This window comes from Pseudomonas oligotrophica (assembly GCF_021726475.1).
GTDB lineage: Bacteria > Pseudomonadota > Gammaproteobacteria > Pseudomonadales > Pseudomonadaceae > Stutzerimonas > Stutzerimonas oligotrophica.
On sequence record NZ_JAKJRU010000005.1, the window covers coordinates 160,297 to 183,853 of the forward strand.

Genomic DNA, 23,557 nt, shown 5'->3' on the forward strand with positions numbered 1-23,557 from the left:
GCCGGGCTTTTTCTTGCCTGCTCGCCAGGCACCTCCTGGCGGCTGTTGCCCCGTCCAGCCGCAGGCCGGGCGGGGCGATTGGGCTCAGGCGGCGCGCAGCTGCTTGAGCGTCTCGGCGATCATGAACGCCAGTTCGAGCGACTGGTCGGCGTTGAGCCGCGGGTCGCAGTGGGTGTGGTAGCGATCGCTGAGGCCGGCCTCGGTCACCGGGCGCGAGCCGCCGATGCACTCGGTGACGTTCTGCCCGGTCATCTCGATATGGATGCCGCCCGGGTAGCTGCCCTCGGCGCGATGCACCTCGAAGAACTGCCGCACCTCGGCGAGGATGCGCTCGAAATCGCGCGTCTTGTAGCCACTGGAGGCCTTCATGGTGTTGCCATGCATCGGGTCCGAGCTCCAGAGTACCTGGCGGCCCTCGTTCTGCACCGCGCGGATCAGCCGTGGCAGATGCTCCTCGACCTTGTCCGCACCCATGCGCACGATCAGGTTCAGGCGGCCGGAGTCGTTGTCCGGGTTGAGGATATCGATCAGGCGGATCAGTTCATCGCTGGCGATGCTCGGCCCCACCTTGACGCCGATCGGGTTGCCCACGCCGCGCAGGAACTCGACGTGCGCGCCGTCGACCTGGCGGGTGCGGTCGCCGATCCAGAGCATGTGCGCCGAGCAGTCGTAGTAGTGGCCGGTGAGGCTGTCCTGGCGCACGAAGGCCTCTTCGTAGTTCAGTAGCAGCGCCTCGTGGGCGGTGAAGAAGCTGGTCTCGCGCAGTTGCGGTGCGCTGTCCAGGCCGCAGGCGCGCATGAAGCGCAGGGTTTCGTCGATGCGCGCGCCGAGCTGGTGGTACTTCTCGGCCAGCAGCGAGTTGGCGATGAAGTCCAGGTTCCACTGGTGGACCTGGTGCAGGTCGGCGAAGCCGCCCTGGGCGAAGGCGCGCAGCAGGTTCAGCGTGGCAGTGGACTGGTGGTAGGCCTGCAGCAGGCGCTCGGGGTCCGGCACGCGGCTGGTGCTGTCGAAGCCGATGCCATTGACGATGTCGCCGCGGTAGGCCGGCAGGCTCACGCCGTCGATGGTCTCGCTGCCGGCCGAGCGCGGCTTGGCGAACTGGCCGGCCATGCGCCCGACCTTCACCACCGGGCAGCCGGCGGCGAAGGTCATGACGATGGCCATCTGCAGCAGCACCTTGAAGGTGTCGCGGATCTTCATCGCGGAGAACTCGGCGAAGCTTTCGGCGCAGTCGCCGCCCTGTAGCAGGAAGGCGCGGCCCTGGGTGACCTCGGCGAACTGCCGGCGCAACTCGCGGGCCTCGCCGGCGAACACCAGCGGCGGCAGTGCGGCCAGGTTCTGCTCGACGCGCGCCAGGTGGGCGGCGTCGGGGTATTCGGGTTGTTGCTCGATGGGCTTTTCGCGCCAGCTGGACGGGCTCCAGGAAGTGTTCATGGTCGTTCCGGGTCAGAAGAATGCGGGGGATGTTAACGCAACGGCCCGGCGCTCGCTGATAGCCGATACCTATCGCTTGCTAAGATGCGCCGTCTCGAGGAGGGCGCAGATGCACAGAGAAGAACGGCTGCTGGCCGAGGTGACCGACGAATATGGGCTGATCCGCGTGCTTGAGGTGGGCGACTACCGCTTTCTCGAGTTCGGCGCCGAGGTCGAGCAGAGCTGCGTGTTCAGTGCCGATCCGGCCTGGCTGGAATATGACTACACCCGTGCCATGCTGCTCGGCGCGCTGGCCCACGAGGCACCGGAGACTGCGCTGTTCCTCGGCCTGGGCGCCGGCAGCCTGACCCAGGCCTGCCTGAAGTACCTGCCGCTGGAGGATGTCGAGGCGATCGAGCTGCGCCCGGCGGTGGTCGAGCTGGCGCGGGCCCACCTGGGCCTGGCCGACGACCCGCGGCTGTACATCCGCATCGGCGATGCGCAGCAGCTGCTCGACAGCGCGGAAACGGCGGACCTGGTCTTCCTCGATCTCTACACCGACAGCGGGCCTGCCGCCGCGCACCTGGCTTGGGACTTCCTGCGCCGCTGCCAGGCCAAGCTCAATCCCGGCGGCTGGCTGGTGATCAACCAGTGGGGCACCTCGGAGAACAAGCCGCTCGGCGCGGCGCTCCTGCGCGGGCTGTTCCATCGCCATTACTGGGAGTGCCCGGTCGCCGAGGGCAACGTGGTGCTGCTGGTGCCGGCCGACCTGCAGCAGACCCTCGACCGGGAATGCCTGCAGGCGCGCGTCGAGGCGCTGGCGCCGCGGCTGGGCTATTCGCTGCAGGCGCTGCTCGACGTCCTGCGCCCGGCAAGCTGAGGCGCACCAGCCTGGGGCTCGCCTCGAAGGCTTGGTGCGCCTGGCGCACGCTTTCGGTGCGCGCTCTGCCGTTTGCGCGGGAAGCGGCGCCGTAGAGCGGCTGCGCTGGGATTGTGGCCGGCTAATTGCAAAGTGCCAGCTCTGCATTCTACGGCGACAAGGAGCTGCCCGTGCCCTCACTCAAAAGCGAACGCATGCATCTTTCGGCCGGCGAGCGACGCTGGCTGCCCTGGTTCGGCCAGACCGGCAAGCTTGCGCTGGGCTGGTCCTGCTGGCTGAACCGTGGCGTCTATCCGACCGTCGAAAACGTCTTCGCAGGCATCGCCGAGACCCGCGTGCGGCTGCTCGACCATTGGGTCGCCGCCCACTGGCAGCACCTGGCCGATATGGTGGCAGGCCTGGGCGAGGAGGCCATCCGCGCCGACGCCGCGACCCTCGAAGGCAAGCGCGCTCAGTTGCCGGACATCGCCGAGCTGTTCCTGGTCGACCCCGCTGGTTGCGTGATCGCCTCGACCTGCGCGGCGCAGGTGGGCCAGCGGGTCGATCCGCGCGCACTGGCCGAAGGGCTGCGGCGGCCATTCCTGCACGGCCCCTACCGCGACCCGGTGACGCTGCGGCTGGGGCCGACCACTTCGCGCTTCCACGACAGCGTCACGCTGATGTTCTACCAGCCGCTCGAAGCCGGCGGGCGGGTGCTCGGCTGCCTCTGCGCACGGGTGCCCAACGACGTGCTCGGCGACCTGATCCAGCGCGAGGCCGGGCACATCTATCCCGAGTCCGGCGACAACTACCTGTTCATGGTCGAGTCGCGCTTCGACCGCGGCATCCTGCCGGGCACCGCCTTGTCGCGCTCGCGCTTCGAGGACGCCACCTTCAGCCACGGCGAGAACCTGAAGAGCGGCGTGCATACACGCTGGGGCACGGTGCGCGTGCAGGCGCACACCGAGCTGGAGCTGCGCTTCACCGACCCGGCCACCGGCCAGTTGCACCCGGGGGTGCGCGAGACCATCGCCCAGGGCGACAACCTCTTCGTCAGCTATCCCGGCTACGCGGACTACCGTCACATCCCGGTGGTCGGCAAGGGCGTGACCTTCCAGCTGGCCGGCTCGCCCGACCGCTGGGGCATGATGTGCGAGGCCGATTTGCAGGAGGTCTACCGGCGCCGCTCGCTGTCGGTCGGGCTGATGCGTACCTACCTGGCGACGGTCACCACGCTGTTCTGCCTCGGCACGCTGCTGCGCACCTTCAGTGGCCTGCCGGAACCGGCGCTGGTCCTGCTCGAGGCGCTGCTGCTGGCCGCCGGCGCCACGCTGTTCGCCGCCTGCGGCCCGCGCCGGCTGGCCGCACGCATGCAGGCGCTGACCGGGGTGATCCGCACGCTCGCCGAAGGCGAGGGCAACTTGCGCCAGCGTGTCGACACCCAGCGCATGCCGCGCGACGAGAGCGCCGAGCTGGGGCGCTGGCTGAACAGCTTCGTCGACAGCCTGGACACGGTGGTCGGCGAGGTGATCCACGTGTCGCAGCATGTGCGCCAGGACAACGAGCTGATGCTGCGGCGCAGCGGCGAGGCGGGGCAGACCACGCGCGAGGTGGCCGATTGCATTCATCAGCTGCTGGTGCTGGTCGAGCAGCAGCTGGGCGAGATCCAGCAGGCCTCGATGACCGCCGAGCAGATGAAGGCGGCGATGGACGAGGTGGTCGCGCGCGCCCGCGAGCGCTTCGAGACGGTGCGCCAGGGCACCGAGTCGATCCGCGACGTGGTGTCGCGTTCGGCGCGCAGCGTCCAGCAGCTCGACAGCCGCATGTCCGAGATCGACGAGATTGTCGGGCTGATCAGCGACATCACCACCCAGACCAACCTGCTGGCGCTCAACGCGGCCATCGAGGCGGCCCGTGCCGGCGAGCACGGGCGCGGCTTCGCGGTGGTCGCCGGCGAGGTGCGCTCGCTGGCACAGCGCACCGCCGGCGCCGCCGAGGATATTCGTCGCAAGGTCGAGAGCCTGCAGGCCGAGACCCGCCAGGCGGTGTCGTTCATGGAAGGCGGCGTGCGCGATGTCGACGCCAGCCTCAGGCTGACCGAGGAGGCGACGTCGGAAAACCTCCACCTGCACCAGGCTGTCGAGCGCATGTTCGAGATCATCAAGCAGCTCAACGAGCGCAGCCTGCACTACGGCCAGACCATCCGCGGCGTCGACCAGGCCTCGGGCGAGATGGGCCAGACCCTCGGTGTGCTGCAGGACAGCGCCGAGCGTGTCCGGCATACCGCCGGCAAGCTGCAGCAGTTGGTCGGGCGCTTCCGCGTCAGCGCCGCCAACGAGGGGCGGCCGGCCGACCTGCGTGGCTCGCTCGGCTGAGCGTCGCTGCCGCCAGGCGCGCGGGTGGCCGAGGCCAAGGCCGCCCGCTCGGTGCCCCGCGCTGCGAGCCCGGCGGCCGTTGGCCCGCGCTTATGCAAAATACCGCACAGGCCCGCGTTTATTCCGGTATAGTACGCGCCGGCTGAAACCCAGCCTGCGTTCAGGTACTGCAACACACGAAGCGCCGCTTCGGCTGCTGTTCGCCCCGCGCGAACTATCCTTGACGATTCATCATCCATACGTTTTCGCAACCCCGCCGACCAGGCTGCCAGGGTGACCTTCGGGTTTTGCACGGCATGCGCAGCTTCGGAACATGGGTCTTGCGGAGCATCAGAGACAAGACCCATGACCCAGGAAATCGGCGGCTTTGCCGCACTCGGTATTCATTCCGCTGTTCTGGCTGCGATCAGCGCAGTCGGCTATGAAGAACCGTCCCCCATCCAGGCCCAGGCGATCCCGGTGATCCTCGACGGCCACGACATGATCGGCCAGGCGCAGACCGGCACCGGCAAGACCGCGGCCTTCGCGCTGCCGATCCTGTCGAAGATCGACCCGGCCAAGCGTGAGCCGCAGGCACTGATCCTCGCGCCGACCCGCGAGCTGGCGCTGCAGGTGGCCACCGCGTTCGAAACCTACTCCAAGCAGCTGCCGGGCGTCGGCGTGGTCGCCATCTACGGTGGCGCGCCCATGGGCCCGCAGCTCAAGGCGATCCGCCAGGGTGCGCAGATCATCGTCGCCACCCCCGGCCGCCTGGTCGACCACCTGAGCCGTAACGGCGAGCTGCTGTCGACCATCCGTTTCCTGGTGCTCGACGAAGCGGACGAGATGCTCAAGCTCGGCTTCATGGATGACCTCGAAGTGATCTTCGAGGCCATGCCGGAAAGCCGCCAGAGCGTGCTGTTCTCGGCGACGCTGCCGCATTCGATCCGTGCGATTGCCGAGAAGCACCTGCGCGAGCCGAAGCACATCAAGATCGCGGCCAAGACGCAGACCGTCGCGCGCATCGAGCAGGCCCACCTGATGGTCCACGCCGACCAGAAGATCCCGGCCGTGCTGCGCCTCTTGGAAGTCGAGGACTTCGACGCGCTGATCGCCTTCGTGCGCACCAAGCAGGCCACGCTGGACCTGGCCGCTGCGCTGGAAGCCAAGGGCTACAAGGCCGCTGCACTCAACGGCGATATCGCGCAGAACCAGCGTGAGCGCGTGATCGAGTCGCTCAAGGATGGCCGCCTGGACATCGTGGTGGCCACCGACGTCGCCGCCCGCGGCATCGACGTGCCGCGCATCACCCACGTGTTCAACGTCGACATGCCGTACGACCCGGAATCCTACGTGCACCGCATCGGGCGTACCGGCCGTGCCGGCCGCGATGGCCGCGCGCTGCTGCTGGTCACCCCGCGCGAGCGGCGCATGCTGCAGGTCATCGAGCGCGTCACCGGGCAGAAGGTCGCCGAGGTGCGCCTGCCCGATCCGCAGCAGGTGCTCGATGCGCGTATTCGCCGGCTGACCGAGAGCCTGCGGCCGCTGGTGGCCGATGCCGAGGCCAGCCATGGCGAACTGCTCGACCGGCTGATCGCCGACATCGGCTGCTCGCCGCGTGCGCTGGCCGCCGCGCTGCTGCGCAAGGCCACCAACGGCCAGGCGCTGACCCTGGCCGAGGTGCAGAAGGAGCAGCCGCTGGTGCCGGTCGGCGGCCCGCGCGAGCGCTCCGACCGCTCCGATCGCGGGGAGCGTGGTGAGCGCTCCGAGCGTGGCGACCGTGAGCGTCGCGCGCCGATGCCGCTGGCCGAAGGCCGCGTGCGCTGCCGGACCGCGCTGGGTGCGCGTGACGGCATCGCCGCGCGCAACCTGCTGGGGGCCATCCTCAACGAAGGCGGCCTGGCCCGCGAAGCCATCGGCCGCATCCAGGTGCGCGACAGCTTCAGCCTGGTCGAGCTGCCGGAAGAGGGCCTGGAGCGCCTGCTCGGCAAGCTCAAGGACACCCGCGTCGGCGGCAAGCAGCTCAAGCTGCGTCGCTACCGCGAGGACTGATCCGCAGCGGTTGGAAAAAGGCGAGCCTCGGCTCGCCTTTTTCGTTTCTGGACTGGGGGGTGTGGTCGGCGGATATCCGACCGTTGAGCAGGGTCAAATACGCAACCTTGCCGTTTTCGGGCTAGGACTAAAAGAAGAGCTACACCCCGGCTCGCTCGCGCGAGCCTGTGTCTGTCGGGCGCTTTGGTGGGAGGCCAGCGCGGGTCGTGCGGTTGCGGCGGCCGGGCCTCGGGTTGGTATGGGTACGCCTGAAGGACAGGGGGTTCCACAGCGCTGCAACCTGACAGACAGAGGTAACGCCATGAGTGCCGCATCCGTTTATCCCGTGCATCCGGAGGTGGCTGCCCGGTCGCTGACCGATGAAGCCACTTACAAGGCCCTGTACCAGCAGTCGGTGATCAACCCCGAAGGCTTCTGGCGCGAGCAGGCGGCGCGGCTGGACTGGATCCGCCCGTTCAGCGAGGTCAAGCGGACCTCCTTCGACGACCACCATGTCTCGATCCAGTGGTTTGCCGACGGCACCCTCAACGTGGCCGCCAACTGCCTGGACCGGCACCTGGCCGAGCGCGGCGACCAGGTCGCGATCATCTGGGAGGGCGACGACCCTGCCGAGCACCGCGAAATCACCTACAGGGAGCTGCACCGCGAGGTCAGCAAGTTCGCCAACGCGCTGCGTGGCCAGGACGTGCACCGCGGCGACGTGGTGACCATCTACATGCCGATGGTGCCCGAGGCGGCGGTGGCGATGCTCGCCTGTGCCCGCATCGGCGCGATCCATTCGGTGGTGTTCGGCGGCTTCTCGCCCGAGGCGCTGGCCGGGCGCATCATCGATGGCCAGTCCAAGGTGGTGATCACCGCCGACGAGGGCATCCGCGGCGGCAAGAAGGTGCCGCTCAAGGAGAACGTCGACGAGGCGCTAACCAATCCGCGTACCAACTGCGTGCAGAAGATCATCGTGGTCCGGCGCACCGGCGCGGACATCCGCTGGCACCGCAACCGCGACGTCTGCTACGACGACCTGATGCGCGTCGCCGGCGAGACCTGCGCGCCGAAGGAGATGGGCGCCGAGGAGCCGCTGTTCATCCTCTACACCTCAGGGTCCACCGGGCGGCCCAAGGGCGTGCTGCACACCTGCGGCGGCTACCTGCTGTACGCCGCGCTGACCCACGAGCGGGTCTTCGATTACCGTCCGGGCGAGATCTACTGGTGCACCGCCGACATCGGCTGGATCACCGGGCACAGCTACCTGATCTACGGCCCGCTGGCCAACGGTGCGACCACGCTGATGTACGAGGGCGTGCCCAACCACCCGGACGTCACCCGGGTGGCGCGGATCATCGACAAGCACCGGGTCAACATCCTCTACACGGCGCCCACCGCGATCCGCGCGATGATGGCCAAGGGCCAGGCCGCGGTCGAAGGCGCCGACGGCTCGAGCCTGCGCCTGCTCGGCACGGTGGGCGAGCCGATCAACCCCGAGGCCTGGCACTGGTACTACGAGACGGTCGGCCAGTCGCGCTGCCCGATCGTCGACACCTGGTGGCAGACCGAGACCGGCGGCATCCTCATCAGCCCGCTGCCGGGAGCTACCGCACTCAAGCCCGGCTCGGCGACGCGGCCATTCTTCGGCGTGGTGCCGGGGCTGGTGGACAACCTCGGCAACCTGCTCGAAGGGCCGGCCGAGGGCAACCTGGTGATCCTCGACTCCTGGCCAGGGCAGGCGCGCACGCTGTACCGCGACCACGACCGCTTCGTCGACACCTACTTCAAGACCTTCCGCGGCATGTACTTCACCGGCGACGGTGCGCGCCGCGACGAGGATGGCTACTACTGGATCACCGGGCGGGTCGACGACGTGCTCAACGTCTCCGGCCACCGCCTGGGCACCGCCGAGATCGAGAGCGCGCTGGTGGCGCACGCGAAGGTCGCCGAGGCGGCCGCGGTGGGTGTGCCGCATCCGCTCAAGGGGCAGGGGATCTACGTCTTTGTCACGCTGCTCTCGGGCGTCACGGCGGACGACACGCTGCGCGACGAGCTGTGCCGCTGGGTGCGCCGGGAGATCGGGCCGATCGCCGTGCCGGACGTGATCCAGTGGGCGCCGGGCCTGCCCAAGACGCGCTCGGGCAAGATCATGCGCCGCATCCTGCGCAAGATCGCCACCGACGAGTACGACGCCCTGGGTGATATCTCGACGCTCTCCGAACCGGGCGTGGTGCAACAGCTGATCGCCGATCGGCAGGCGCTGGCGCAGGGCTGAGCCGGCGCCGCGCGCGAAGCTACTGGTTGGCCGCCGGCTTGGCCTGGGGCATGCCGGCGACGCTGAGCTCCGGCAGCTGGCCGCCGATGAACTCGACGCTGCGGGTGGGGAAGGCGAAGCTCACGCCCAGTTCGCGCAGGCCATCGAGCAGGCCGAGATTGATCTCCTGCTGGGCGTCCATGTACTGGTTGTAGTCCGAGGTCTGCATGATATAGACGACCTCGAAGGTCAGCTGGCTGTCGTCGAAGGCGAGGAAATGCGCGCGGTCGAACCTGGCCTGCTCCACTCCGTCGATGATGCGCTTGACCAGTTGGCCCACCGCGCGAACCTTGTCGCTCGGCGTGTTGTAGGTGATGCCGAACTTGAAGACGATCCGCCGGGTGTTCATGCGCTTGTAGTTGTGCACGATCTGCCGGAGCAGGTCGGCGTTGGAGCAGACCACCTGTTCGCCGCTCAGCGAGCGAATGCGCGTGCTCTTCAGGCCGATGTGCTCGATGTTGCCGGCAACCTCGCCGAAGACCACGAAGTCGCCGATCTCGAACGGCTTGTCGATGCCGATCGACAGCGAGGCGAACACGTCGCTGAGCAGGGTCTGCACCGCCAGGGCGATGGCGATGCCGCCGACCCCGAGGCTGGCGACCATGGCGGTGATGTTGACCCCCAGGTTGGCGAGGATCGACAGCAGCATCATGGTCCACACCACGATGCGCAGCATGATGCCGATGATCGTCGTGGTCACCGGATTGCGCGCCTTGCCGTCGCGGGTCAGGCTGTCCATCCACAGGCGCACCGCGGTGTCCAGCCAGAGGGCGATCTGGAACGCCAGGGCGATGAACCAGCCATGGGACATGGTCAGTTCCCAGCGCGGCGGCAGCTCCACCACCTTGAGCCCGATCAGCAGCGAGAAGGCGAACAGCAGCAGGTTGCTGGTGTGCTCGAGCATCTCCGCGGCGATTGCGGTGAAGCCGCTGCGCGATTCGCCCGCCATGGCGCGCAGGCGCCGCTTGATCAGCGCCAGGGCGCTGCGCAGCAGCCAGAAACTGACGAAGGTCACCGCGATCACGATGGCGGCGTTGATCCACAGGGTGTCGTCCAGCAGCACGTCCCAATTCATTGCCTCGAACCTCCAGGCGGCCAGGTGTGGGGTGAAAACCAAGGGTGCGTGCCGCGACCGTGCCCTTGCGGGCGAGCGCTTGTGGATTCGCGGGAATCGACCGGATGAATGCGCCGGCGCAGCGGGCAACCGGTGCAGGCCCACAGGCTCCATCGGAGGCTGTAGCCGACAGGGTGATGGAGCAGGACGCACCCAGAGTTTCGGGTGCCAGGCCGCGGATAAGTTCAATCGGCGGGCCGGTGCAGGGCCCTGCCGCGCGCCTTAGTCGGCGTCGACCAGCGGGGCCAGCTCGCTGTAGCCGCCGGCGTTGATCACCTGGCGGTAGCCCAGCGACTCCAGCAGCTGCTGCGCTTCGCCGGCGCGGCGGCCGGTGCGGCAGTAGAGCACCACCGGGGCGTCCTTGTCGGGCGCCACCTCGGCGATCTGCGCGGCAAGGTCGGCGGTCTCGATGTTGAGCGCGCCGGGCAGGGCGCCGTCGGCGAATTCCTCGGGGGTGCGCACGTCGATCAGGGTCGCGTCGGGGTGTTCCAGCGCCTGCATGGCGGCCGCTCGCTCGGCTTCGCCGGCAGCAGCGGGGAGGCTCAGCAGGCTCGACAGCAGGGCGGCAAGTAGCAGTTGGCGCATGGTGGTTACCTTCTGGAACGCTCAGCCGAACAGGCGGCTGAGATTGGGCAGAATCAGCACGACAGCCGTGGCCAGCAGTATAAGCGTCGCCTGCCGGACTTTCTTGTGTTTGAACATGGCTCGGCCCTTCATTGTTATCGATGCGCGACAGGCGCCAGAGGCCGCGGCAGAGCGGCGCATCGGTTGTTGGCGGGATGCCGGCGCCGCCCTGTGGGGCGGCTTTCGGTCGCTGATACCGGCCTGGATCCGTCCGTGTGTTACTGGCTGGTCGAGCAAGTTTTGTACCGCAGGCTCGACCGTTGGGGCGGCCTGCGACCTTTTGCACTCCCGGGCGCCTGTCGCTGTCCATTTGACAGATGCACCCAGGAGACGACCTCATGACCAGGCCAACCTTCGTTTTACCCCTGATGCTCGCCGCCGCCATCACCGGCCCGGCGGCTGCCCAGGATGCCGAGCCCTCGCTGCAGCAGGAGCGCGAGCGTATCGGTGCCGAACTCACCGAAAGCCGCGAGCAGACCGGCCGCGATATCAACGAGATCCGCGAGCGCCCGCTGGATGATTCCAACCGCCTCGACGAAGGGACGCGACCCTTGCCGGGCCAGCCGCGCGGCAGTGGCAGCACGGTGCGCCAGCCGGAGCGACCGGTGGCGCCGGCCACGCGCAGCGAGCCGGGCCGGCCGTTGACCACGCCACAGCCGGGCGGCGCCGACCAGCTCCCGGGCACGTCGGGCAATGGCGGCGCAGCCTCGGGGGCGGGTGGTGCGGCCACCGGCGGCCCGCAGGGTGGTGGGGCCGATCGCTAGTCCCGCTCGCCGGGGCCGAGAAACGAGCGCAGGATGCGCCCGAGCAGGGCCATGGCGTCTTCGCTCTGCGGCGTCCATGGGTGGCCGTGGTTGAGCCGGGCGCAGTGGCCGAAGCGCCGGCTGGCCGAGAAGATCGGCCCCGGCGCCAGGCTGATGCCCTGGGCCAGCGCCAGGCGGAACAGCTGCAGCGAGTCGACCTGCTCGGGAAACTCGAACCAGAGAAAGTAGCCGCCGGTGGGGCGGGTCACCCGTGTCTGCCGCGGGAAGTGCCGTGCCGCCGAGGCCAGCATGGCGCCCTGCTGCATCTCCAAGGCATGGCGCAGGCGGCGCAGGTGGCGGTCGTAGCCGCCGTGCTGCAGGTAGTCGGCGATGGCCGCCTGGGCCGGCACCGAGGGCGACAGCGTGGTCATCAGCTTCAGCCGGCTGATCTGCTCGGCATGGCGCCCGCCGGCGACCCAGCCGACGCGATAGCCCGGCGCCAGGCTCTTGGAAAAGGAGCCGCAGTGCATCACTAGGCCGTCGCGGTCGAAGCTCTTCACCGGCCGCGGCGGCTGCTGGCCGTAGTACAGCTCGGCGTAGACATCGTCCTCGATCAGCGGCACCTGGTGGCGCTGCAGCAACTCGTAGAGCGCCGCCTTGTTCGCTTCGCTCAGGCTGGCGCCGAGCGGGTTCTGCAGGCTGCTCATGATCCAGCAGGCCTTGATCGGCAGGCGCTGCAGGCTGTCGGCCAGCGCCTTGAGGTCGATCCCCTCGCGCGGGTGCACGGGGATTTCCACGGCCTTGAGCTTGAGCCGCTCGAGCACCTGCAGGCAGGCGTAGAACGCAGGCGACTCGATCGCCACCAGGTCGCCCGGCCGGGTCACGCATTGCAGGCAGAGGTTCAGCGCTTCCATTGCGCCGTTGGTGATGACCAGCTCCTCCATCGGCAGCAGCACGCCACCGGCCATGTAGCGCAGGGCAATCTGCCGGCGCAGGTCGGGGTTGCCGGCGGTCATGTCGGCGATGACCTCGTGCGGCGACAGTGTGCGCAGGCCGTGCGCCATCGAGCGCGCCAGGCGTGCCAGCGGAAACAGGTCGGGGCTGGGGAAGGCCGAGCCGAACGGCACCGTCTGCGGGTCCTTCAGCGAGCCGAGCACGGAGAACACCAGCTCGCTGACGTCGACCTCGGTGGTCTGCGGCGCCAGGCTGCCGGGTTCCGGCTCGGGCAGCGGGCGCTGGGCGTGCTCGCGGACGAAATAGCCCGAGCGCGCCCGCGCCTGGATCAGCCCGCGATCCTCCAGCAGGTAGTAGGCCTGGAACACCGTGGAGGGGCTGACGCCATGCGCGCGGCTGGCGTGGCGCACCGAAGGCACCCGCTGGCCGGGCGCGAGCACGCCGCTGCGAATCAGCTCGGCAATTTCGTCGGCAAGTTTCTCGTAGCGCTTCATGCGGGCCCTGCTGGAACAGGCGGACGGCCGACACTCTACGTCGACCGCCGCGTCGGTGGAATGCCGGGCGCCTCAGCGCGCCGGCGCGATGAAGGTGCTGTCGGTCACCACGCGACCCTCCGGCGCATCGAGCGGGACCACCTCGAAATACAGCGGGCGGGCGCTGCCCTTGCCGTCTTCCACCAGCCGCGCCACGCTCACCGGTACGTCGCGGATCTCCCCTGCGGCCAGGCGCAACTCGCCGGGGCCCTGCAGCGCCAGCCCGTCCGAGTCGGTCAGGGCGATCAGGTAGCGCTGCGGGGCCTGCGTCTTGTTGATGACCTTCAGGCTGTAGATGTTCTCGATCTGGCCGGCGGCATTCTCGCGGAACAGCCCGCGATCACGCGTCACGTCCAGCGACACCAGCGGCCGCGCGGCCAGCGCCCAGGCGAAGGCGCCGATCATTAGCAGCAGGGCGGCGGCATAGCCGACCAGGCGCGGTCGCAACAGGCGCGTGCGTTCGCCGGCCAGTTCGGCTTCCGAGCCGTAGCGCACCAGGCCGCGGGCGTAGCCAAGCTTGTCCATGACGCTGTCGCAGGCGTCGATGCAGGCGGCGCAGCCGATGCATTCCAGCTGCAGGCCGTCGCGGATGTCGATCCCGGTCGGGCAGACTTGCACGCACAGCGTGCAGTCGACACAGTCACCCAGCCCCTGCGCCTGGGCGTCGCTGTCCTTGCGCCGGGCGCCGCGGGGCTCGCCGCGGGTCGCGTCGTAGGCGATGGCCAGGGTGTCGCGGTCGAACATCACGCTCTGGAAGCGCGAGTAGGGGCACATGTCGCGGCAGACCTTCTCGCGCAGCCAGCCGGCGTTGAGGTAGGTCGCGGCGGTGAAGAACGCCACCCAGAACGCGCTGGCGCTGTCCAGGCGCAGGCCGGCGAGGTCGGCAAGCAGCGGGCGGATCGGCATGAAGTAGCCGACGAAGGTTACCGCCGTGGCCAGGGCGATGCCGAGCCAGAGCCCGTGCTTGGCGGTGCGCCGAGCCAGCTTGGCGGCCGACCAGGGCGCGGCGTCGAGCTTCAGGCGCTGGCCGCGGTCGCCTTCGCTGACCTTCTCGGCCCACATGAACATCCAGGTCCAGACACTTTGCGGGCAGGCGTAGCCGCACCACACGCGACCGGCGAACACGGTGATGGCGAACAGGCCGAAGGCGCAGATGATCAGCAGCGCCGAGAGCAGGACGAAATCCTGCGGCCAGAAGGTCGCGCCGAAGATGTGGAACTGGCGGCCTTGCAGATCCCAGAGCACCGCCTGGCGACCGTTCCAGTTCAGCCAGGCGGTGGCGAAGAACAACAGCATCAGCGCGCCGGCGCCGAGCAGGCGCAGGTTGCGAAAGCGTCCGCGGAAGCCGCGGGTGTGGATCGGCCCGCCGGCCTGGGCCGGGGTCAGGCGTACGGGGCGCCGGGGGTCGAGCGTCTCGACGGCCCGTACGGGGATTCGATCGTTCATGGGGGTATCCATCAGGCAGTTTCGGACGCGCGCATCTTCGGCCAGCCGCTGTTTGCATTACAGACTCAGGTTGCGCTGCAAAAAGCGGATCAGATGGCGGCGCGGTGTTTTCCGGGAGCGGCTGATCCGGCTTTTTCCGACGTGACTGAGGCTGTCTGCCGGGCGTGCCCTGCGGCATAGTGGCGGGTCGCGCCGGGCCTGCCTCGGCGCGAGCTGGACAGAATAAGGAGAACAACGGTGTTGAAAGGCCTTTTCGTGCTGGTACTGCTGCAACTGCTGGGGGCGACCGCCAGCGCGCTGTGGTTGCCGATGCTGCCCGGCCCCATCATCGGGCTGATGCTGTTGCTGGTCGGACTGATGTTCCGCGGCAGCGTCCCGGAGCCGCTGCAGCAGGCGGCGGCCGTGCTGCTCAAGTACCTGCCGCTGCTGCTGATGATCCACGCCGCGGGCATCATGACCAGCTATGAGCTGCTGCTCGGCGAGCTGGGTGTGGTCATGGCCGCGCTGCTGGCCTCGCTGCTGGTGACCATCCCGGTGTGCGGCTGGCTGCTGCAGTTCCTTGCCAGGCGCATGGGAGCGATGGACAAATGAGCGCCTGGCAGAGCTTCATCGAACATCCGCTGTTCGCCATCGGCCTGACCCTGCTGGCCTTCCAGGCCGCCGTGGCGCTCTACCAGCGCAGCGGCTGGCTGGTGCTGCAACCGGTGCTGGTGGGCATGCTGCTGATCGTCGCGGTACTCGTCCTGTGCGGCATCGACTACCGCGACTACCGCCAGGATGCCGAGCCGATCGCCTGGCTGCTCGGCCCGGCCACCGTGGCCCTGGCCGTGCCGCTGCGGCAGAACCTGGCGCGTATCCGCCAGCTGTTCTGGCCGATCGTCATCACCCTGGTGGTCGCCGGCGTGCTGACCGTCGCGGTGACGCTCGCCATCTGCTGGCTGCTGGGCGCCAGCGATGCCCTGGCCATGAGCCTGGCGCCCAAGTCGGTGACCATGCCGATCGCCATGCTGGTGGCCGAGCAGATCGGCGGCGTCGCCGCGCTGGCCGCGGTGATGGTGATGCTCACCGGCGTGATCGGCACCGCCCTCGGGCCGCTGCTGCTCGGCCTGGCGCGCGTCGAACACCCGGCCGCCCGCGGCTTCAGCTACGGCCTCAACGCCCACGCCATCGGCACCGCCCACGCCCTGCAGGAAAACCAGGAATGCGGCGCTTTCGCCGCCCTGGCGATGAGCCTGCTGGGCGTGGTCACCGCCGTGCTGATGCCCTGGTTGCTGGGCTGAGCCGTCCGGCCTGACCGGCGGGGCGAACGGTCGTTCGGTCGAACCCTCCAAATTCAGACTGGACGACTGATAAGCGAGGCGAGCCATGGCCAGCGAGAAAGCATCGGACCCGATCATCCCCGGCAGCCCCGAGCTGCCGGGCCGCGGGCGTACCGACCTGAACCCTAGCGACGAGGCGGGCATCGACGAACTGCCCGGCAACGAAGGCAACCTCCCCCGCGAGCGTGGCGACGACACCAGGCTGCCGGATACCGACCCGGATAACGCGGAGAGGGAGGGCACTCCCGGCCCGCGCTGAGTCCTGGGTTTTCCCGGCACAAAGAAAAAGCCCCTGAGTCGCGAAACTCAGGGGCTTTCGATGTGGCGGTGAGGAAGGGATTCGAACCCTTGATACGGTTTCCCGTATACACACTTTCCAGGCGTGCTCCTTCAACCACTCGGACACCTCACCGGATCTCGACGGGCTGCTGTCCGTCGAGGCGCGCTAATTTAGCCGAACGAATTTTGAATGGCAAAAACTTTTTGAGTTTTTTCATGGATTTATCCGGCTGTGGCGACCGGTGCGGGCAAGCGCGTGGGCCCCTCGTGCGGCGCTCGGGCTGGCGGGGGAGCGTGCGCGAACGGCGGCGAACAGGGCGCGAAACGTGACCCGGCGGTCAGTCACGGCGCTTTACCGGGCTCTTTCGGCTGGGTAACGTCGGCGCACCCAAAACAAGACCCACCAAAGGACGCCGCCATGAGTGAGCTGATTTCGTACCAATTCGACGACGGCATCGCCACGTTGACCCTGGCCAACGGCAAGGTCAACGCCTTGTCGCCGCAGATGTTCGAGGCGCTCAATGCCGCGCTCGACCGCGCCGAGCAGGAGCGGGCCGTGGTCATCCTCACCGGCCAGCCCGGCATTCTCTCCGGCGGCTACGACCTCAAGGTGATGACCTCCAGCGCGGAAAATGCCATGGCGCTGGTGGCCACCGGTTCGCGATTCACCCGGCGCATGCTCGCCCATCCCTTTCCGATCATCGTTGCCTGCCCGGGGCACGCCATCGCCAAGGGCGCCTTCCTGCTACTGGCGGCGGACTACCGGATCGGCGTGGAGGGTGCCTTCCACATCGGCCTGAACGAGGTGCAGATCGGCATGACCATGCACCACGCCGGCATCGAGTTGGCGCGTGATCGCCTGGACAAGGCCGCCTTCCAGCGTTCGGTGATCAATGGCGAGCTGTTCGACCCGCAGGCGGCCGTGCAGGCCGGCTTCCTCGATCGCGTGGTGCCGAGCGGCGAGTTGCTGGACGTGGCGCGCGCCGCCGCCGGTCAGCTCAAGCGCATCAACATGGTGGCGCACCGCAATACCAAGCTGAAGGTGCGCAAGGCGCTGCTGGAGGCGCTGGATAATGCCATCGAGCTGGACCTTCAGCATTTCGGCGCCTGAGCGGCAGTTTTTTTCCGGCGACCGCGCTATCGGGGTGGTCCTGCGTTTACACTGCGCCCTGTAACGCCCCGCCGACGGCGGGGCGTTTTCGTTCCTATCTCGACGCATCGCAGGAGAGCCCGATGTCCACCCCGCATATCCCGGTTGAACGTGCCGATTTCGATCAGGTCATTGTTCCGAGCTTCGCCCCCGCCGCCTTCATTCCGGTGCGAGGCGAGGGTTCGCGAGTCTGGGATCAGAGCGGCCGAGAGCTGGTGGACTTCGCCGGTGGCATCGCGGTGAACGCGCTGGGGCACGCGCACCCGGCACTGGTTGCGGCGCTGACCGAGCAGGCCGGCAAGCTGTGGCATATCTCCAACATCTTCACCAACGAGCCGGCCCTGCGCCTGGCCAAGAAGCTGGTGGCGGCGACCTTCGCCGACCGGGCGTTCTTCTGCAATTCCGGCGCGGAAGCCAACGAGGCTGCCTTCAAGCTGGCGCGTCGCTATGCCCATGATGTCTACGGGCCGCAGAAGTTCGAGATCATCTCGGCGCTCAACAGCTTCCACGGGCGTACGCTGTTCACCGTCACGGTCGGCGGCCAGCCCAAGTATTCCGATGGCTTCGGTCCGAAGATCGAAGGCATCACCCATGTGCCCTACAACGATCTCGACGCGCTGAAGGCGGCGATTTCCGAGCGCACCTGCGCCGTGGTGCTGGAACCGATCCAGGGTGAAAGCGGCATCCTGCCGGCCGAGCAGGCCTACCTCGAAGGCGCTCGCGAGCTGTGCAACCAGCATGGCGCGCTGCTGATCTTCGACGAGGTGCAGACCGGCATGGGCCGTACCGGCGATCTGTTCGCCTACATGCATTCGGGCGTGGTGCCGGACATCCTGACCAACGCCAAGAGCCTGGGCGGCGGCTTCCCCATCGGCGCGATGCTGACCACCCACGAGATCGCCGCGCACCTGAGCGTGGGCACCCACGGCACCACCTACGGCGGCAACCCGCTGGCCTGCGCGGTGGCCGAGACGGTGCTGGATATCGTCAATACCCCGCAGGTGCTCGAAGGCGTCAAGCAGCGTCACCAGCGTTTCCGCGCGCGGCTGGAGCAGATCGGCGAGCGCTACGGCGTGTTCCGCCTGGTGCGCGGTCGCGGCCTGCTCATCGGTTGCGTGCTCAGCGATGCCTGGAAGGGCAAGGCGGGAGCCTTCTGCGCCGCGGCGGAAAAACAGGCGCTGATGATCCTGCAGGCCGGCCCCGACGTCGTGCGCCTGGCGCCGAGCCTGATCATCGACGAGGCCGACATCGACGAGGGCCTGGACCGGCTGGAGCGCGCCGTCGCCGCCCTGGTGCAGGCCTGATACACGACCGGAGCGGCCCTGCCGCTCCTTCACATTGCGAGAGAGCGATTCCGATGAGCGACAGCCTGCAACTGATTCTGGAAGATACCGACGGCACCCAGCTGGTGACCTCCTGCACCCGTTTTGCCGTGATGTGGCAGGGCCGCGAAGTGTGGATCCAGCAGGTCGGCAACGACCAGCTGATGATCGGCGTGGACGTGGAGGAGGGCGATACCGAGTACGCCAACCTGCTGCTGCGTCCGCTGGCGACCAACCTGGTCAGCCTGGAGCTGGAAATGGAGCCGATCGAGGCCGATGACGACGGTCACGTCCACGGGCCTGACTGCAACCACTGAGGTCGCAACGATCTCCGTGCCGGTGACGCGCACATCCTGGCCGTCACCGCGGGCTGAAATACCGCCCGGCCCGGCGCAATGCGAAGCGTGTTGCGCCGGGCCTTCTCCTTCGGCGGGCCCGGCCGCTGCCCACCGTGCGCTATGTCAGTTTCCGCCGGTCAAGCCGAACACCTTGAGGATGAAGGCGTACTCCAGCGCCACGTCCTTGAGCGCCTGGTAGCGACCGCTCATGCCGCCGTGACCGGCGCCGAACTCGGTCTTGAGCAGCAGCAGGTTGTCGTCGGTGCGGGTGGCACGCAGCTTGGCGACCCACTTGGCGGCCTCCCAGTACTGCACGCGGCTGTCGTTGTAGCCGGCCACGGCCAGCAGCGGCGGGTAGGCCTGGGCGCGGACGTTCTCATAGGGCGCATAGGCGCGGATGCGTTCGTGCACCTCGGGCTGGTTCGGGTCGCCCCATTCGTCGTACTCGGTCACGGTCAGCGGCAGGTCGGCGTTGAGCATGGTGTTGAGCACGTCGACGAAGGGCACCTCGGCGATCGCCGCACCGAACAGATCCGGACGCAGGTTGAGCACGGCACCGATCAGCAGGCCGCCGGCACTGCCGCCGCTGATGGCCAGGCGTGGCGAGGTGGTGTAGCCGTCGGCCAGCAGCTGCTCGGCGCAGGCGATGAAGTCGCTGAAGGTGTTCGGCTTGTGTTCCAGCTTGCCGGCGCGGTACCAGGCCTCGCCCAGATCGCCGCCGCCACGCACATGCGCGATGGCGAAGACGAAGCCGCGGTCGAGCAGCGACAGCCGCGCGTGGGAGAACCAGGGGTCGAGGCTGTGACCGTAGGCGCCGTAACCGTAGAGGTATAGCGGTGCGGGCTTGCCGAAGCTGTCGCGGCGGCCGACCAGGCTGATGGGAATCTGCGTACCGTCCTGGGCGGTGGCCCAGATGCGCCGACTTTCATAGGCGTCCGCATCGAAGGGACCTTCCACCGGGGTTTCCTTGAGCACCGCCTGCGTGCCGTCGGCCAGGGTCAGCTGGCGGATCTGCGCCGGGCGATTCAGCGCCTCGTAGCGCAGGCGGATCACCGTGCTGGTGAATTCCAGTGAGTTCTGCACGTGCAGGCTGTAGGCCGCATCGGGCAATTGCAGGCGATAGGGTTGGATGCCCTGCGGTCGTACCTCGATCACCGGCAGGCCGCTCTCGCGCAGGGTCAGAGTGATTGCCTCGGCGTTCAGGCTGACATCCTCGAGCATCACCGCATCGTCATGCGGGACCAGCTCCTGCCAGTGCTCGCGGCCTGGCTCGGCCTCGCTGGCGTGATAAAGGGCGAAGTTGATGCCCGCCTGGTTGCTGCGGATCAGCCAGCGCCACTGGCCTTCGTACAGGCCATGATCGGGGAAGTACTCGTGATCCTCCTGGCGCGGTGCCAGGCAGGTCCAGCTGCCCTCCGGCTGGTCCGCCGACAACACCCAGGCTTCGCTGGTGGTCTTGCTGTGGGAAAGGATGACCAGCTGGCGCTCGGAGCTGGCGCGGTAGCAATGCACGAAGAAGCGCCCGTCCGGGTCGTGATAAACCTCGCTGCTGTCCGTATCGCCAAGGCGGTGGCGGTAGATCCGGTGCGGGCGGTGGGTGTCGTCCAGCTCGCCGTAGAACAGGGTCTGGCTGTCGTTGGCCCAGGTCATGCTGCCGTCGCAGTTGTCGAAGGGCAGCTCTGTTATCGCGTCGCTGGCCAGGTCCTTGACGTAAAGCCGGTAGATCTCGTCGCCTTCGCGGTCGAGGCTGTAGGCGAGCTTGCCGTGGTCCTGACTGACGCTGAATGCGCCCAGCGAGAGGAAGCCGCCACCGGCCAGCTCGTTGGGGTCGAGCAGCAGCTGTTCGGCGCTTTCATCGACGTTCAGCGAACCATCCAGCGGGCGCGGGCAGCGGTAGTGCCGCGGATACTCGTCGCCCGCGGTGGTGCGCTGGTAGTACAGCCACGGGCCCCAGGGGGCGGGCAGTGACAGATCGGTTTCGCGGATGCGGCCCTTGATCTCCTGGAACAGCGTCTCGCGCAGGTCGGCCTGGTCGGCGAGCTGTTCCTCGAGATAGGCATTCTCCGCCTTGAGGTGGTCGAGGACTGCCGGGGTGTCGCGATTCTCCAGCCAGCGATAGGGATCGGCGCCGGTGTCGGTGCGGGCGATGGGGGGACGGGACATGCTCGGGCTCCGAAACGAGTATGGGGCGGGCGCCTGGGGCGGCGCATGGTGGGTGCAGTGTACCTGCTGGTCCGTGGATGCGTTGTCCAGCCGGTGGCCATGCGCACCAGCGGCCGCAGGCTGTGCATGGGCCACCCTGCGACCGCGATCGGTCCTCTGAATGGCAGGCCATCGCTGTCGGGGCGTGACCGGCCGGTCGCGCCGAGGCGCATGGATGCTGGGCTGGCGAGGCAGGTGTGCGACCGATTGACAAGGCAGCGCTTTTCCCCGATGGTGTGCCGACCCAAATCAAACGGGCGTATGAATCGAGCGTTTGTCAGCGCATCGCCGATTGCCCGATGTATCGTGTCGGTGGGTGTCGTCGCCGCGAGGCGTGGTCGCAGTAGACCGAAGACGTGCGGCACGTAACGTTCAGCTTCCATTCCTGGAGATCAGTTGATGATTTACGAAGGTAAAGCCATCACGGTTAAGGCTCTTGAGAGCGGCATCGTCGAATTGAATTTCGACCTCAAGGGTGAGTCCGTCAATAAATTCAATCGCCTCACTCTCAACGAACTCCGTCAGGCGGTCGACGCCCTCAAGGCCGATGCATCGGTCAAGGGCGTGATCGTCACCAGCGGCAAGGACGTGTTCATCGTCGGTGCCGACATCACCGAGTTCGTCGACAACTTCAAGCTGCCCGACGAGGAGCTGGTCGCCGGCAACCTCGAAGCCAACAAGATCTTCAGCGATTTCGAAGACCTGGGCGTACCCACCGTGGTCGCCATCAACGGCATCGCCCTGGGTGGCGGTTTCGAGATGTGCATGGCTGCCGACTATCGCGTCATGTCCACCACCGCCAAGGTCGGCCTGCCGGAAGTCAAGCTGGGCATCTACCCGGGCTTCGGCGGCACCGTCCGCCTGCCGCGCCTGATCGGTGTGGACAACGCCGTCGAGTGGATCGCCTCCGGCAAGGAAAATCGTGCCGAAGACGCCCTCAAGGTGCACGCGGTCGATGCCGTCGTCGCTCCGGAGAAACTGCAGGAAGCTGCCCTGGACCTTGTCAAGCGCGCCATCTCCGGCGAGCTGGACTACAAGGCCAAGCGCCAGCCGAAGCTGGACAAGCTCAAGCTCAACGCCATCGAGCAGATGATGGCCTTCGAAACCAGCAAGGCGTTCGTGGCTGGCCAGGCCGGCCCGAACTACCCGGCCCCGGTCGAAGCCATCAAGACCATCCAGAAAGCCGCCAACTTCGGCCGTGACAAAGCGCTGGAAGTCGAGGCTGCCGGCTTCGTCAAGCTGGCCAAGACCTCGGTTGCGCAGAGCCTGGTCGGCCTGTTCCTCAGCGATCAGGAGCTGAAGAAGAAGGCCAAGGCCTACGACAAGCAGGCCCGCGACGTGAAACTGGCTGCCGTACTCGGCGCCGGCATCATGGGTGGCGGCATCGCCTACCAGTCGGCCGTCAAGGGCACGCCGATCCTGATGAAGGATATCCGCGAAGAGGGTATCCAGATGGGCCTGGACGAAGCCTCCAAGCTGCTCGGCAAGCGTGTCGAGAAGGGCCGTCTGACGCCGGAGAAGATGGCGCAGGCGCTCAACGCGATTCGTCCGACCATGTCCTACGGCGACTTCGGCAATGTCGACATCGTCGTCGAAGCCGTGGTCGAGAACCCGAAGGTCAAGCACGCCGTGCTGGCCGAGGTGGAAGGGCACGTACGCGAGGACGCGATCATCGCCTCCAACACCTCCACCATCTCCATCAGCTACCTGGCCCAGGCGCTCAAGCGTCCGGAAAACTTCTGCGGCATGCACTTCTTCAACCCGGTGCACATGATGCCGCTGGTTGAGGTGATCCGCGGCGAGAAGACCAGCGAAACCGCCATCGCCACCACCGTCGCCTACGCCAAGAAGATGGGCAAGAGCCCGGTCGTGGTCAACGATTGCCCGGGCTTCCTCGTCAACCGCGTGCTGTTCCCGTACTTCGGCGGCTTCGCCCGCGCCATCGCCCACGGTGTCGACTTCGTTCGCGCCGACAAGGTGATGGAGAAGTTCGGCTGGCCCATGGGCCCGGCCTACCTGATGGACGTCGTCGGCATGGACACCGGCCACCACGGCCGTGACGTGATGGCCGAAGGCTTCCCGGATCGCATGAAGGACGATACCCGTACCGCCGTCGATGTCATGTATGACGCCAATCGCCTCGGCCAGAAGAATGGCAAGGGCTTCTACGCCTACGAGATGGACAAGAAGGGCAAGCCGAAGAAGGTGGTCGACCCTGAGGCCTACGAGCTGCTCAAGCCGGTCGTTGCCGAGACGCGCGAGCTGTCCGACGAGGACATCATCAACTACATGATGATCCCGCTGTGCCTGGAAACCGTGCGTTGCCTGGAAGACGGCATCGTCGAGACCGCTGCCGAAGCCGACATGGGCCTGATCTATGGCATTGGCTTCCCACCCTTCCGTGGTGGTGCGCTGCGCTACATCGATTCGATCGGCGTCGCCGAGTTCGTCGCGATGGCCGACAAGTACGCCGACCTGGGCCCGCTGTACCACCCGACCGCGAAGCTGCGTGAGATGGCCGCCAACGGCCAGCGCTTCTACGGTTAATCGAGGGAGAGA

General features: G+C 67.6%; 18 protein-coding genes and 1 tRNA gene. 12 read left to right on the plus strand and 7 right to left on the minus strand.

What is annotated here, in order from left to right; translation table 11 throughout:
• Positions 1 to 84 precede the first annotated feature (84 nt).
• Entirely contained in the window at positions 85 to 1,434 is a 1,350-nt protein-coding gene (locus L3N39_RS12105; protein ID WP_237257587.1) for a class II 3-deoxy-7-phosphoheptulonate synthase, read from the minus strand.
• A gap of 109 nt (positions 1,435 to 1,543) precedes the next feature.
• Between L3N39_RS12105 and L3N39_RS12110 the strand changes: the two genes are divergently transcribed.
• From L3N39_RS12110 to acs, 4 genes are all read left to right on the plus strand, one after another.
• Entirely contained in the window at positions 1,544 to 2,293 is a 750-nt protein-coding gene (locus L3N39_RS12110; RefSeq protein ID WP_237257588.1) for a spermidine synthase, read from the plus strand.
• A 194-nt stretch (positions 2,294 to 2,487) separates the two neighbouring features.
• The gene (locus L3N39_RS12115) at positions 2,488 to 4,647 is read left to right on the plus strand and encodes a methyl-accepting chemotaxis protein (RefSeq protein ID WP_250646551.1); all 2,160 of its coding nucleotides are present in this window, start codon (positions 2,488 to 2,490) and stop codon (positions 4,645 to 4,647) included.
• A 345-nt stretch (positions 4,648 to 4,992) separates the two neighbouring features.
• Positions 4,993 to 6,678 (plus strand): DEAD/DEAH box helicase, encoded by a 1,686-nt coding sequence (locus L3N39_RS12120; RefSeq protein WP_237257590.1) that lies wholly within the window; start codon positions 4,993 to 4,995, stop codon positions 6,676 to 6,678.
• 301 nt (positions 6,679 to 6,979) lie between these two features.
• Entirely contained in the window at positions 6,980 to 8,935 is a 1,956-nt protein-coding gene (acs, locus tag L3N39_RS12125) for an acetate--CoA ligase (RefSeq protein ID WP_237257591.1), read from the plus strand.
• A gap of 19 nt (positions 8,936 to 8,954) precedes the next feature.
• Here acs and L3N39_RS12130 read toward each other — a convergent pair whose 3' ends face one another.
• Both L3N39_RS12130 and L3N39_RS12135 read right to left on the minus strand, forming a co-directional pair.
• Positions 8,955 to 10,049 carry a mechanosensitive ion channel family protein gene (locus L3N39_RS12130; RefSeq protein ID WP_237257592.1) on the minus strand — a complete coding sequence of 365 codons (1,095 nt, stop codon included), beginning with the start codon at positions 10,047 to 10,049 and terminating at the stop codon, positions 8,955 to 8,957.
• A gap of 261 nt (positions 10,050 to 10,310) precedes the next feature.
• Complete coding sequence (locus tag L3N39_RS12135) at positions 10,311 to 10,673, minus strand: rhodanese-like domain-containing protein (protein ID WP_237257593.1); 363 nt, start codon at positions 10,671 to 10,673, stop codon at positions 10,311 to 10,313.
• Between the two features lie 377 nt (positions 10,674 to 11,050).
• Here L3N39_RS12135 and L3N39_RS12140 point away from each other — a divergent pair, with 377 nt between their 5' ends.
• The gene (locus tag L3N39_RS12140) at positions 11,051 to 11,476 is read left to right on the plus strand and encodes a hypothetical protein (RefSeq protein ID WP_237257594.1); all 426 of its coding nucleotides are present in this window, start codon (positions 11,051 to 11,053) and stop codon (positions 11,474 to 11,476) included.
• Here the strand turns inward: L3N39_RS12140 and mapR are convergent.
• Together mapR and ccoG are read right to left on the minus strand one after the other, a co-directional pair.
• Positions 11,473 to 12,903, minus strand: coding sequence for a GntR family transcriptional regulator MpaR (gene mapR, locus L3N39_RS12145; protein WP_237257595.1), 1,431 nt, complete (start codon positions 12,901 to 12,903; stop codon positions 11,473 to 11,475). The genes L3N39_RS12140 and mapR overlap by 4 nt on opposite strands.
• 72 nt (positions 12,904 to 12,975) lie before the next feature.
• The gene (gene ccoG / locus L3N39_RS12150) at positions 12,976 to 14,388 is read right to left on the minus strand and encodes a cytochrome c oxidase accessory protein CcoG (RefSeq protein ID WP_237257596.1); all 1,413 of its coding nucleotides are present in this window, start codon (positions 14,386 to 14,388) and stop codon (positions 12,976 to 12,978) included.
• Between the two features lie 237 nt (positions 14,389 to 14,625).
• Between ccoG and L3N39_RS12155 the strand changes: the two genes are divergently transcribed.
• The 3 genes from L3N39_RS12155 (at position 14,626) to L3N39_RS12165 (ending at position 15,966) form a co-directional block, all read left to right on the plus strand.
• Positions 14,626 to 14,979, plus strand: a complete 354-nt coding sequence (locus L3N39_RS12155) for a CidA/LrgA family protein (protein WP_237257597.1) — start codon at positions 14,626 to 14,628, stop codon at positions 14,977 to 14,979.
• A complete protein-coding gene (locus L3N39_RS12160; RefSeq protein ID WP_237257598.1) occupies positions 14,976 to 15,668 on the plus strand; it encodes an LrgB family protein in 693 nt (230 codons plus the stop codon). The genes L3N39_RS12155 and L3N39_RS12160 overlap by 4 nt, the downstream gene beginning before the upstream one ends.
• Positions 15,669 to 15,753: 85 nt before the next feature.
• Complete coding sequence (locus L3N39_RS12165) at positions 15,754 to 15,966, plus strand: hypothetical protein (protein WP_237257599.1); 213 nt, start codon at positions 15,754 to 15,756, stop codon at positions 15,964 to 15,966.
• 63 nt (positions 15,967 to 16,029) lie between these two features.
• On the opposite strand, the gene L3N39_RS12170 is transcribed toward L3N39_RS12165, so the two are convergent.
• Positions 16,030 to 16,119: transfer RNA gene (locus L3N39_RS12170), tRNA-Ser, on the minus strand.
• 285 nt (positions 16,120 to 16,404) lie between these two features.
• Here L3N39_RS12170 and L3N39_RS12175 point away from each other — a divergent pair.
• The 3 genes from L3N39_RS12175 to L3N39_RS12185 all read left to right on the plus strand — a co-directional run bounded on the left by L3N39_RS12175 (position 16,405) and on the right by L3N39_RS12185 (position 18,775).
• The gene (locus tag L3N39_RS12175) at positions 16,405 to 17,097 is read left to right on the plus strand and encodes a crotonase/enoyl-CoA hydratase family protein (protein WP_237257600.1); all 693 of its coding nucleotides are present in this window, start codon (positions 16,405 to 16,407) and stop codon (positions 17,095 to 17,097) included.
• Between the two features lie 122 nt (positions 17,098 to 17,219).
• A complete protein-coding gene (locus tag L3N39_RS12180; protein WP_237257601.1) occupies positions 17,220 to 18,440 on the plus strand; it encodes an aspartate aminotransferase family protein in 1,221 nt (406 codons plus the stop codon).
• 53 nt (positions 18,441 to 18,493) lie between these two features.
• On the plus strand, positions 18,494 to 18,775 hold the full coding sequence (locus L3N39_RS12185) for a topoisomerase II (protein WP_237257602.1): 282 nt from the start codon (positions 18,494 to 18,496) through the stop codon (positions 18,773 to 18,775).
• Between the two features lie 144 nt (positions 18,776 to 18,919).
• Here the strand turns inward: L3N39_RS12185 and L3N39_RS12190 are convergent, their stop codons facing one another.
• Positions 18,920 to 20,959 carry a S9 family peptidase gene (locus L3N39_RS12190; RefSeq protein WP_237257603.1) on the minus strand — a complete coding sequence of 680 codons (2,040 nt, stop codon included), beginning with the start codon at positions 20,957 to 20,959 and terminating at the stop codon, positions 18,920 to 18,922.
• Positions 20,960 to 21,397: 438 nt separating this feature from the next.
• On the opposite strand from L3N39_RS12190, the gene fadB reads away from it, so the two are divergent.
• On the plus strand, positions 21,398 to 23,545 hold the full coding sequence (gene fadB, locus L3N39_RS12195; RefSeq protein ID WP_237257604.1) for a fatty acid oxidation complex subunit alpha FadB: 2,148 nt from the start codon (positions 21,398 to 21,400) through the stop codon (positions 23,543 to 23,545).
• The last annotated feature ends 12 nt before the right edge of the window (positions 23,546 to 23,557 follow it).